Source organism: Shewanella sp. POL2 (assembly GCF_000282755.1).
Classification (GTDB): Bacteria; Pseudomonadota; Gammaproteobacteria; order Enterobacterales; family Shewanellaceae; genus Shewanella; species Shewanella xiamenensis.
In genome coordinates this window covers 66,372-78,400 of record NZ_AKZL01000005.1, presented here as the reverse complement: position 1 = coordinate 78,400, position 12,029 = coordinate 66,372, and the positions used below count along the sequence as shown (strand labels likewise).

General features: G+C 49.9%; 12 protein-coding genes and 1 pseudogene. All 13 read right to left on the bottom strand.

Going from position 1 to position 12,029, the window contains the following annotated elements:
• Window positions 1-12 precede the first annotated feature (12 nt).
• A pseudogene (locus SHEWPOL2_RS02375) lies at window positions 13-264 on the bottom strand (GNAT family N-acetyltransferase); the annotation flags it as partial.
• Window positions 265-490: 226 nt separating this feature from the next.
• The gene (locus SHEWPOL2_RS02370) at window positions 491-718 is read right to left on the bottom strand and encodes a hypothetical protein (protein ID WP_157173861.1); all 228 of its coding nucleotides are present in this window, start codon (window positions 716-718) and stop codon (window positions 491-493) included.
• Between the two features lie 101 nt (window positions 719-819).
• Window positions 820-1,575: a sulfite exporter TauE/SafE family protein gene (locus tag SHEWPOL2_RS02365; RefSeq protein ID WP_037425686.1), complete on the bottom strand. Its 756-nt coding sequence runs from the start codon at window positions 1,573-1,575 to the stop codon at window positions 820-822.
• A gap of 226 nt (window positions 1,576-1,801) precedes the next feature.
• A complete protein-coding gene (locus SHEWPOL2_RS02360; RefSeq protein WP_037425725.1) occupies window positions 1,802-2,113 on the bottom strand; it encodes a hypothetical protein in 312 nt (103 codons plus the stop codon).
• A 35-nt stretch (window positions 2,114-2,148) separates the two neighbouring features.
• Window positions 2,149-2,751 carry a DJ-1/PfpI family protein gene (locus SHEWPOL2_RS02355; RefSeq protein WP_037425684.1) on the bottom strand — a complete coding sequence of 201 codons (603 nt, stop codon included), beginning with the start codon at window positions 2,749-2,751 and terminating at the stop codon, window positions 2,149-2,151.
• A gap of 408 nt (window positions 2,752-3,159) precedes the next feature.
• Window positions 3,160-3,477: a hypothetical protein gene (locus tag SHEWPOL2_RS02350; protein ID WP_037425681.1), complete on the bottom strand. Its 318-nt coding sequence runs from the start codon at window positions 3,475-3,477 to the stop codon at window positions 3,160-3,162.
• Window positions 3,478-3,669: 192 nt separating this feature from the next.
• Window positions 3,670-4,326, bottom strand: a complete 657-nt coding sequence (locus SHEWPOL2_RS02345) for a 3-oxoacid CoA-transferase subunit B (RefSeq protein ID WP_037425678.1) — start codon at window positions 4,324-4,326, stop codon at window positions 3,670-3,672.
• A 110-nt stretch (window positions 4,327-4,436) separates the two neighbouring features.
• The gene (locus tag SHEWPOL2_RS02340; RefSeq protein WP_011623088.1) at window positions 4,437-5,141 is read right to left on the bottom strand and encodes a CoA transferase subunit A; all 705 of its coding nucleotides are present in this window, start codon (window positions 5,139-5,141) and stop codon (window positions 4,437-4,439) included.
• Window positions 5,142-5,222: 81 nt separating this feature from the next.
• Window positions 5,223-6,170, bottom strand: a complete 948-nt coding sequence (locus SHEWPOL2_RS02335) for a hydroxymethylglutaryl-CoA lyase (RefSeq protein WP_037425675.1) — start codon at window positions 6,168-6,170, stop codon at window positions 5,223-5,225.
• Window positions 6,171-8,210, bottom strand: coding sequence for an acetyl/propionyl/methylcrotonyl-CoA carboxylase subunit alpha (locus SHEWPOL2_RS02330; protein ID WP_037425672.1), 2,040 nt, complete (start codon window positions 8,208-8,210; stop codon window positions 6,171-6,173).
• On the bottom strand, window positions 8,210-9,055 hold the full coding sequence (locus tag SHEWPOL2_RS02325; RefSeq protein WP_037425669.1) for an enoyl-CoA hydratase-related protein: 846 nt from the start codon (window positions 9,053-9,055) through the stop codon (window positions 8,210-8,212). Before SHEWPOL2_RS02325 ends, SHEWPOL2_RS02330 begins: the two co-directional genes overlap by 1 nt.
• A 59-nt stretch (window positions 9,056-9,114) precedes the next feature.
• Entirely contained in the window at window positions 9,115-10,722 is a 1,608-nt protein-coding gene (locus SHEWPOL2_RS02320) for a carboxyl transferase domain-containing protein (RefSeq protein ID WP_011623084.1), read from the bottom strand.
• Between the two features lie 100 nt (window positions 10,723-10,822).
• Entirely contained in the window at window positions 10,823-11,992 is a 1,170-nt protein-coding gene (locus SHEWPOL2_RS02315) for an isovaleryl-CoA dehydrogenase (RefSeq protein WP_037425664.1), read from the bottom strand.
• Window positions 11,993-12,029 lie beyond the last annotated feature (37 nt).

The window sequence follows — 12,029 nt, the reverse complement described above, 5'->3', positions numbered from 1 at the left end:
ATTTGGGCTAAATCACTTTGGGTTAACGTCAACGGCTTGAATATAGCGAAAGGAGGTTTTCTCAAAGCCAATGGACTCATAGTAGGCTTGGGTCTGCTCGCGGCGCATAGAGGTAGTGACCTCAAGCTGGCGACAACCTCGTTCACTTGCCCTCGATTTCGCAAAATCAATTAGTTGCGTCCCCACACCTAAGCCTCGACTGGCCTCAGTCACCACTAAAGCAGTAATGCGGCAGATGTGTTGTTGCGAGGGAAAATAATCAAAAAGATTAGGGCGTGTTGACGTTTCGAGATTAAATTTTGTTCGTTCTGGCAAGCACGTGCTCGCGAAACGAGGAGTGATGTGTAGTTATTCTACTCAAGTGACGAGTGACAAAGAGCAAGTGCTTGCCAGACGAACCCTTCGGGCAGCATTTGGCTGCCGTTTCTGCCGCGTTATCGTCCGTTTATGTAGAATAACTACACTACACGGACTTTGCCTTGCATAAACGTCAGCCAAATAGCTGCAAAAATAACCCTGAAACGCCAACACGCCCTATACTTATCAGCCCAACCACGACTCCCTCAGACTCGGCGAGATAGATTTCATCCGATCTTTTAGGATCATCGAGATACTGATGTAACTGCGCCTCGCTAGCACTGTAACCCAGTTGCAACAGTAAGCTAGCCATTGCGTTAAGGTCTGTTATCTGTGCTTGTCTAATTGCAATAGAGCCCATCACGCTTCCTTGTGTTATCCAGAACCTAGATTTCTATTAAGCAGGTATTCTGCCAATACATGACGCTTGAGGTTGGCATATTTTAGGCTAACGCAAAGGGGTTAACGCATAAAAAATCCCACACTCATAGCGAAACCGACAAGCACAATAAAACCCCGCAGCAGGGATTGGGGAATGCGATAAGCCAGCGCGGCGCCAAGATAGCCGCCAATAATCGCCATAATGGCAAGCAGTAACAGATATTGCCCGTCAATCAAATTACCTAGGGCGTAAATAACCACGGCAATGGTGGTGAGTAGGGCGGAGAGTAAATTTTTAAGCCCGTTCATCCCATGTAATTGGGTTTGGCCGAGTAGCCCAAAGGTGGCGAGTAAAATGATCCCTAATCCCCCATTAAAATAGCCGCCGTAAATACAAACGATGAAGAGAATCATCATTGCTGTCAGTGGCTTGACGGTATTCATTCGGGGGACGCTGGCGTTCGCTAAGCGTTTTTTTAGTAACCAAGGTCCGGCGATAAAGGCGAGGGTTGCCAGCAAAATTAACCAAGGGACGAGATAAGCAAAGACTTGCTCGCTGGTGTTTAGAAGAATCGCCGCGCCTAGGCATCCGCCAGCTATCACAATCAAGCACAGGGTTTTTAGGTTAAGATTTGCAGGATATTCAATCTCTTTTCGAAAACGCCAGGCACTGGCAAGGTAGCCGGGGAGCAGAGCGGCAGTGCCTGTAGCGTTGGCCATCAGTGGTGGCTCGCCGACAAACACAAGGGCAAATAAGGTGATAAAGCTGCCGCCGCCCGCCACCGCATTTAGCATGCCGCCGAGTAAACCTGCGAGGGCGATCAGTAACCAATCCATAGTGAATGCTCCGCTGCCATTGTTGTGCTGAACTAGAACGTCAATTGCTTATAAAAACATCACCTTAACAGTAAGTCACTCAGATGAAAAGCCATCAATATTGCTAAGTCGCGGCAGATTAATGGCTTTGTTATGGGCGTGCTAAATCGGTTTAGGCATAAAACCTTGGCATTTAGTGCTATACAGTTAAATTATCGAAAGTTATTGAGACTTAGCTGTGATGTATTTATTTAGCATGGAACAACCCTGAAGCAAATATCACACTGGCTATGGCCAAGTATTGATCGCTAAATACTTCTTCTCCCCAGCAATGTTGCCCACGCTCTTGATAGTACACATGGTAGCTGGCATTCGATGGCGTAGCGACGCAGTACCAACCATCAAACGTCTGCTTGCTAAAGTTGACCCAATACTGTGCATCCGCTTGTTTGATCTGCAGAAGTAGTGCCTTATCTTGCGCCAATAGCGCCGCAAGTTCGACTACGCCGGTGATCTTGTGCTCGGTTTTTAACTGATTGAGTAATGCTTTGAGTGTCATAATTGCGCCCTTCATCCAGAGGATTGCACTCCATATTAGCGAATGGCTGAGGCAATGGAGGACTCAATTAAAGCTTCAAACACATCGGCTTGGCCTGCGGGGATCAGTTGCCGATGAATTTCGCGGCGCTTTGCACTGTCAAATAAACGCTCCGCAACCCAACCCGTTAAATAGAGCGAGGACAGGCAGCCTCCCGCAGTGGCAATATTGTCATTGATCACCAGAGCGGAGTCTTCCACCTCCACACCCATGGCCACTAATGCGGGTTTGGCATCGGGATGCGTCGTTGCCGAGATATTGTCGAGTAAGCCTAACTTGGCAAAGAAGAATGACCCCGCACAGATACTGCCAAGTAATTGCCGTGAGGGATCTAATTTAAGGGCCGACATAAACTCAGGATCCGCAAGTGCGGCAGGTACGCCTTTGTAACCACTGCTGAATAACACCACGTCAGCATCGGCGACTTGCGCGACATGACCATCGGTTGCAACCGTCATCCCCAAGCTTGATATGTGGCTAGGTTTGGTGCCGAGCACTTTGACTGTCCAATCTGTTGTTGTGCGGCCGAGAATATCGCGCATTAAAAAGAAATCGATATCGGTAAATTCATCAAATATCACAATCGCAATTTGGTACATCCTTTGTCCTCTCGTTTGCATTGGAATGACTTAAGGCTTGAATAGGCTCAACCTTAAGCCTTGGGGTATTAATATGGAAATGGTTGTTATCTTTTTGATTTTAAATGAAATATTGGTTATCCAGTTAGTCTGCTGTCATAAGGCAAACCCCGAGACTACAAAGCGCCGACATTCTGATTAGACATCATTGTGACTATCGGGCATTAACCTAGCTCAGCACTTATTAAGAAATTTAGCTAACAACTTGAGCATCCTTACTATTTTGGCTGCGGCGAGTTTACCGTAACTGTGCTTAAGATGGCTAATTTTGGTGCTAAAGGGGTAAAACGTCTTTTTGTAACAATGATTCAGCACCTGTAGGTGAGTAAATCGATCGCTTTCAGTTAATAGGTTTTAAAATGATGGGCCTTAAACAACATTTAGCCCTTGATAAGTTGGATAAAAATAAAGAAACCATAATATTGGGATGGATATGACGGTTAGCTGTTTCACTAGGGGGCGAGTGTTGTACCAATACTTATATAAAAAAAACGCGTAGGGAATCTGAAAAAAGAGCGAATAAAACCACATGCCAGCCGCTAATATTATGCCTTCGTGGGCATTTGGCGAGGTATCAATTAAATAGCTGCCAATACCATATAAACCTATGATTGCTTCAACCCACAGTATTGCGCCAAGTGAAAGTACAACGCTTTCGTCATAAGTGAATTTAATAGGAAATGTCACTTAGCACTCTCCCTTCTTTAGCTAAGTCATCAATGTTTACAATGTGATAGCTGCTTAGCTTTTGATAATTATTAGCGATGAATAATTTAGTTGGGTAATTCACTAGATAGCTAGGCTTATATAGAAGTCTAAGCCTAGCATTTAGCTGATGTGTATTGTGTGAGTTTATTAACTTATCGTGTTAAAGAACGCTTAAAACACCATCTCTGGTACATGGTCTGGCACGATTAATTTGCCAGCGGTTTTGCTAACAATTTCTTCAACGCTGACACCGGGGGCGCGTTCTAACAGATGGAAGGCGCCATCTTTAATCTCGATAAAGGCTAAATCGGTAACAACACGTTTGATGCAGCCGTAGCCTGTGAGCGGTAATTCGCATACGGGTAACAGCTTAGAGTTACCGTACTTATCGGCGTGCATCATAGTCACGATAATATTTTCCGCACCCGCCACTAAATCCATTGCGCCGCCCATGCCCTTGATGAGCTTGCCAGGGATCATCCATGAGGCGATAGAACCATTTACATCGACCTCAAAGGCGCCGAGTACGGTTAAGTCCACATGGCCGCCACGGATCATGGCAAAGCTTTCGGCGGAGGAGAAAAACGAGGCACCTTTTATCGCGGTAACGGTTTGTTTGCCGGCATTGATTAAATCCGGATCGATGGTTTCTTCCGTCGGAAATTCACCCATGCCGAGCAGGCCGTTTTCCGATTGCAGCATCACTTCCATGCCTGCGGGAATGTAGTTGGCCACGAGCGTGGGAATACCTATACCGAGGTTGACGTAGTAGCCGTCTTGTAATTCTTTGGCAACGCGCTGTGCCAGTTGTTCTCTTGATAATGCCATGATCTTTATCCTTCCTTTACCTAGAGTCGCTATAGGCCTCAATTTTTCGGTCTTTATTTCGGGCTTAGACTCTGTCGCTTTAGCTTGCGTTGTTAATCGTTCAGCGTTGCTTATTTCGCCGCTTTTACCGTGCGCTGCTCGATACGTTTCTCGAACTTACCTTGGATGACGCGATCAACATAAATGCCGGGAGTATGGATATGATCAGGATCGAGCTCGCCCGGCTCCACAATAAACTCGGCTTCCACTACCGTGATTTTGCCCGCTGTCGCCATCATAGGGTTAAAGTTGGCGGCGGTTTTGCGGAACACTAAGTTACCCATAGTATCGGCCTTCCAAGCGCGAACGAGGGCAAAATCGGCGGTCAGAGACTCTTCTAACACATAATGACGGCCTTTGATTTCACGGGTTTCTTTACCTTCCGCCACGGGAGTGCCGTAGCCTGTGGCGGTGAAAAATGCCGGAATGCCTGCACCGCCGGCGCGGATTTTTTCCGCCAGCGTGCCCTGCGGCGTTAAAATCACATTCAGTTCGCCCGAGAGCATTTGCTGTTCGAAAGTGGCGTTCTCACCCACGTAGGAGGCGATCATGGTCGAAATCTGGCGATGTTTTAACAATAAGCCCAGACCGAAATCATCCACACCAGCGTTGTTTGAAATGGCGGTTAAGCCCTTAACGCCCATCTTAACCATTTGATTGATTAAGCCTTCAGGAATACCGCACAGGCCAAAACCGCCAACCATAATGGTCATATCATCGGATAAACCTGCTAACGCTTCTTCATAGCTGCTGACGACTTTATTGAGTCCTGCCATTTTGATGTCCTTTAAATTGTTATTCGTGTCCAATCATTTCTAGAACCTAGAACCTAGAACCTAGAACCTAGCACCTAGCACCTAGGCTTTAGCGCCCTGCAAGATTGCATTGGCGACTTTAGAGCCATTAAGACGATTTAATTGTTTGCTGATCCCAAAACCCGCTAATGCCAGTTTTTCTAAATCGATACCCGTCTTCAAACCGAGCCCGTGGAGCATATAGACCAAGTCTTCACTCGCCAGATTGCCCGATGCGCCTTTCGCATACGGGCAACCACCTAGGCCCGCCACTGAGGCATCAAAGCTGCGTACACCTAAGTCAAGGCAGGCGGTAATATTGGCTAATGCTTGACCATAGGTGTCGTGGAAGTGCAGGGCGAGTTTTTCTACCGGCACTCGCTCCATCACGGCTTGCAGCATTTTACGGGCTTTTAACGGCGTGCCTACACCGATAGTGTCGCCGAGCGAAATTTCGTAACAGCCCATTTTGTAAAGGATTTCAGACACTCTTGCCACTTCGCTCGCCGCGATTTCCCCTTCATAGGGGCAGCCTAAAACGCAGGACACATAGCCACGCACTGGGATATTGGCGGCTTTTGCCATGTCCATCAACGGGATAAAGCGTTCAATCGACTCTTCAATCGAACAGTTGATATTGCGTTGGCTAAAGCTTTGTGACGCCGCACCAAAGATAGCGACTTCGGAAGCGTTTGCATCCAGCGCCAGCTCTAAGCCTTTGACATTAGGGGTGAGGGCGCTGTAAACCACGCCCGCTTGACGGCGAATTTGGCGCAATACGTCACCGCTATCGGCCATTTGTGGCACCCATTTGGGTGACACAAAACTGCCTGCTTCAATTCGCTTCACGCCCGCATCGGCGAGGGATTCAATCAAGGCGACTTTGGCCTGTGTCGGGACGGCGGCTTCATTCTGCAAGCCATCACGTGGCCCCATCTCGAACAGGCTAACCCTATCCGAGCTGGCGCTTACCGAGGTCGCGCTTAAGTTCGAAAGATCCAGCGCAGACATTTAGGCTTCCTCACTCTGGGCTTTGGGCTCAACATGGAGCAGCACAGCGCCATCGCTCACTAACTCGCCCGCCTTGAAGTAGAACTCGGTAACAATACCGTCGAAGGGCGCTTCGATGGTGTATTCCATCTTCATCGCTTCCATCACCAGTAGCCCTTGTCCCGCCTTCACCTCTGCACCGACTTCCACTAAGTGGGTCACAACTGTGCCGTTCATCGGGGCCTTGAGTTTATCTTCATTACTGGACTCTGCCTCAACCACTTGGGTTTTAACCGCCGTGAAGTGATAACTGCCAGAGGGTAAAAACAACGTAAAATCATCGCCCTGGGCGCTGACAGGCACTTTACTCTTATGGCCGTTGATTTCGGCTAACAGTAAATCCTGCTTAAGCTCACCACTAAGGGACTTGCTCACTTGGCCATCAACTGTGGGTTGGGATAATTGGTAGTGATCGCCAAAGTCTAATAGCACTAATTGTTGTAACTCGTGGGCATCGTCGAGCAGGGCAATAGTATGCTGGCTGACACTGTTGAGTCTAAAGCCACTGACTTGGCCCCAAGGCGAGTAAGGATCGGCGCTATTAATTGCCTGTGCCTTGGCGGCTTCTTTACGGGCAAGCACTTGATACAGCGCGGCAAAAGCGATAGCCGTATCGGTTTCGCTCGAAGCACTACCAATCAGCGCATCGCCGTAACGGTTGATAAAGTCGGTGCTAAAATCCGCCTTGGCGAAGGCGGGATGCTCGGCAATATTGGCCAAAAATTCAATATTGTGCTTAAGCCCGCTGATTTGGTAGGACTCGAGTGCATGCACTAGGCGCTGTAGCGCACGTGGGCGCGACTCATCCCACACAATGAGCTTTGCTATCATAGGATCGTAGAAATTACTGATCACATCGTTTTCACGGATGCCGGAGTCGATACGCACGTATTTGCTTTGCTCGGGCTCGCGCAGGAAATTGAGCTTACCGCTGGCGGGTAAAAACTCATTTTGCGGATCTTCAGCGTAAATACGCACCTCAAAGGCGTGTCCATGGATACGCACTTCGTCCTGTTTGAGCGGTAAAGGCTGACCACTGGCGACCATTAACTGCCATTTGACTAAGTCTTGGCCCGTCACCATTTCGGTCACCGGATGCTCTACCTGCAGACGAGTATTCATCTCCATAAAGTAGAAGCTATTGTCGGTATCTAATAGGAATTCAACGGTTCCCGCGCCAACATAATCGATCGCCTTGGCGGCAGCTACAGCGGCTTCTCCCATTTGGGCGCGCAGTTCATCGCTTAAACCGGGTGCTGGCGCTTCTTCGACCACTTTTTGATGGCGGCGCTGAATCGAACAGTCGCGATCCGATAAGTAAATTGCATTGCCAAAGGTATCGGCAAACACTTGGACTTCGACATGGCGAGGCTGGCGTAAATAACGCTCCATCAATAACTTATCGTTACCGAAGGAGGAGGCCGCTTCACGGCGTGCCGAGTTGATGGCGTCCATGATTTCGCCTTCATGCTCAACGATACGCATACCTTTGCCACCGCCACCGTAGGCGGCTTTAATCAGCATCGGAAAGCCGATTTTTAAGGCTTCAGCCTTGAGGGTGGTATCGGTTTGATCGTCGCCATGGTAACCCGGCACTAAAGGCACTTGCGCCGCCGTCATAATGGCTTTGGCCGCACTCTTGCTGCCCATGGCATCGATAGCATCGCTGCCAGGGCCAACAAATACGATTCCTGCCGCCTCACACTTGCGGGCAAAGTCGGCGTTTTCCGATAAGAAGCCATAGCCTGGGTGAATGGCTTGCGCCTGGGCTTTTTTGGCGATTTCAATAATCAAGTCGCCCTTCAGGTAAGAATCCGCCGGGGCGCTGCCACCTAAGTAAAACGATTCATCGGCCATAGCAACATGGCGGGCGTTTTTATCGGCATCGGAATATAAGGCAACGGTGCGAACGCCCATGGCCTGCGCGGTTCTGATAATGCGGCAGGCGATTTCACCACGGTTAGCAATTAAAAGCTTAGTGAACATGCTGTTAGTCAACATCAAAGAACTCCTTGAGTATCTGTTGGCGTGTGCCAGTTCGGCTGACGTTTCTCAAAAAAGGCGTTTAAGCCTTCTTGGCCTTCATCAGATACCCGAATGCGGGCGATGCGCTCGCTGGTGTAATCAATCGTATCTTGGTCTATCACGCCGTCTTCGAGGCGGGCGAGTAGGGTCTTTACCCATGCCATGCCCTGCGGACTGTTGGCGAGCAGCGCGGTGATAATCGGCTGCGCTGCGGCCGCCAAGTCGTCGTTTATCTCATGGATAACATTGAGTTTAAGTGCCGTTTGCGCATCAAAACGCTCCGCAGTCAGCATATAGCGGCGTGAGGCGCGATTGCCCATGGCGCGGGCAACGTAGGGGCTAATCACCGCAGGGATAAGCCCAAGTTTGACTTCGCTTAAGCAGAAGCTGGCACGCTCGGTGGCGATGGCAATATCACTGGCGCAGATTAACCCAAGCGCGCCGCCAAAGGCTGCCCCTTGGACTAAGGCGATAGTGGGTTTTGGAAAGGTATCTAAATCCTGCATCAGCTTGGCCAGCGCCTTGGCGTCATTCAGGTTTTGATCAAAATCCATCTTGGCTTGTTTGCGCATCCAGTTTAAGTCGGCGCCTGCGCTGAAGTTTTTGCCATTGGCTTTTAATACCAGCAGTTTGCAGTCTTTGTGCTCGGCAAAATAACCGAGGACGGCGATCATTTCGCTGATCATCACCTCATCGAAGGCGTTGTGCACTTCTGCTCGGTTAAGGATCAACTCGCCGACGCCGTTATTCAGCGCATAGCTGACGTGCTGCAAATTGCCTAAGGATTGAGTGCTAGTGTTCTGGTGTTGTGTGTCAGTCATTATTATTCCCGTCATATTTATCCCCTCTATGAGTGATACGTAAGGCATCGCAAGATGCGTTACATACGGAAGACGCCGAAGCGGGTGTCTTCGATAGGGGCATTTAATGCGGCTGACAGGGCAAGGCCCACCACATCACGGGTTTGCGCCGGGTCGATAATGCCGTCATCCCACAGGCGTGCGCTGGCGTGGTAGGGATGACCCTCTTTATCGTATTGGGCAATAATCGGTGCTTTAAAGGCCTTTTCGTCCTCAGCAGACCATTCTTCACCTTTACGGGCTAAACCGTCGCGGCGTACTGTCGCTAATACGCCAGCGGCTTGCTCGCCACCCATCACAGAGATGCGTGCATTGGGCCACATCCACATCATGGTCGGTTCGAAGGCGCGGCCGCACATACCGTAGTTACCCGCGCCGTAGCTGCCACCGATAATCACAGTGAATTTAGGAACATTGGCGCAGGATACTGCGGTCACCATCTTGGCGCCGTGCTTAGCGATACCTTCGTGTTCGTACTTTTTACCTACCATAAAGCCGGTGATGTTTTGCAGGAACAATAGCGGGATCTTGCGCTGGCAGCACAGCTCGATAAAGTGCGCGCCTTTTTGCGCCGATTCGGAGAATAAAATGCCGTTGTTGGCCACAATCCCCACGGGATAGCCGTGAATGCGGGCAAAACCACAGACCAAAGTCGCACCATAGTTAGCTTTAAACTCATCAAAGTCGGAGTCGTCGACAATGCGGGCGATCACTTCTTTCACATCGAAGGGCTTTTTCAAGTCGGTGCCGACGATGCCATAGAGTTCGTTGATATCAAACTTAGGTGGCTTAACCGGGCTCAGCAGACTATTGATTTGTTTTTGATGATTCAGACGCAGCACAGCGCGGCGGGCAAGCTCTAAGGCATGCTCATCGTTTTGGGCTAAGTGATCCGCGACACCTGAAATTTTAGTGTGTACATCGGCGCCGCCGAGTTCTTCGGCGCTGACTTCTTCACCGGTCGCGGCTTTAACTAACGGCGGCCCAGCTAAGAAGATAGTGCCTTGTTCTTTAACGATAATCGATTCATCGGCCATGGCAGGCACATAGGCGCCGCCCGCAGTACACAGACCCATCACCACCGCAATTTGTGGAATTCCCTTGGCGGACATTTGCGCTTGATTGTAGAAAATTCGGCCGAAATGGTCGCGATCCGGGAAGACTTCATCCTGACGGGGCAAGTTAGCGCCGCCAGAGTCGACTAAATAGATACAGGGCAGATGACAACGGCTGGCAATCTCCTGTGCCCTTAAGTGTTTTTTGACCGTGATAGGGTAGTAAGTGCCGCCTTTGACCGTGGCATCGTTGGCGATAATCATGCACTCTACGCCGCTCACTCGGCCGATACCGGCAATAATCCCTGCGGCGGGCACTTCTTCGTCATAGACTTCAAATGCCGCAAATTGCGACAATTCTAAAAAGGGCGAACCTGCGTCGAGGAGTTTCTCAACCCGTTGACGAGGTAGGAGTTTACCGCGGGCCAAATGGCGCTCTAGGGCAACGGGGCCACCGCCGAGTTCAATTTTGGCGAGTTTGGTTTTGAGATCGGCCACGAGGGCGGCCATATCGTCGGATTTGGCTTTAAATTCATCGCTACGGGCGTTGATACGACTGCTTAATTGCGTCACGTTGATTGTCCTTATAAAGCGGTAACTCAGTATCCGTTGGCTCGGTGGGCGAGGGGCATGAAAGGCTAAAGCTCGTCATGCACCATTCGCCCTTGGCTGCTTATTTCGATTCGTTAAAGAGCTCGCGGCCAATCAGCATACGGCGAATTTCTGAGGTGCCGGCGCCAATCTCATAGAGTTTGGCATCGCGCAGTAAGCGGCCAGTGGCATACTCGTTGACGTAACCGTTACCGCCGAGCAATTGAATGGCATCCAGTGCCATTTTGGTCGCCAGCTCCGCGCTGTAAAGAATGGCGCCCGCGGCGTCTTTGCGGGTGGTTTCACCGCGATCGCAGGATTTCGCCACGCTATACACATAGGCCTTAGCGGCGTTCATGCCAGTGTACATATCGGCTAATTTGCCCTGTACTAATTGGAATTCACCGATGGATTTGCCAAATTGCTCACGCTCGTGGATATAAGGCACAACGATGTCCATACAGGCGTTCATGATCCCAAGCGGTCCGCCTGAGAGCACGACGCGTTCGTAATCTAAGCCGCTCATCAGCACTTTGACGCCATTGTTGAGGCCGCCGAGAATGTTTTCCTCTGGCACTTCGACATCTTCAAACACCAGTTCGCAGGTGTTTGAACCGCGCATGCCTAATTTGTCGAGTTTTTGCGCTTGGCTGAAACCTTTAAAGCCACGCTCAACGATAAAGGCGGTGATACCGTGGGCGCCTTTGGTTAAGTCGGTTTTTGCATAAATCACATAGGTATTGGCATCGGGACCGTTGGTGATCCACATTTTGTTGCCATTGAGGATATAGCGGTCGCCTTCTTTACGGGCGTGCAGCTTCATTGAAACCACATCGGAGCCGGCATTGGGCTCACTCATTGCCAGTGCGCCGATATGCTCACCGCTCACTAGTTTGGGTAAATATTTGGCTTTTTGTGCAGCATTACCGTTACGGTTAATTTGGTTGACGCACAGGTTAGAGTGGGCGCCGTAACTTAAGCCGATAGAGGCCGAGGCGCGGGAAATCTCTTCCATGGCGACCACGTGGGCAAGATAGCCCATATTTGCGCCGCCGTATTCCTCAGGCACAGTGACACCTAAAAGCCCCATCCCACCCAGCACGGGCCAAAGTTCATTGGGAAAGGCGTTATCGTGATCCACTTTCGCAGCAATCGGTGCGATTTCATTCGCGGCAAAATCCTGCACCGCATCGCGCAGCATATCGACATCTTCGCCTAGGCCAAAATTAAGACTGGTGTAGAGTGAGTTCATTGCTTGTGTCCTTTCAGATGTTCTAATTTATATTTTT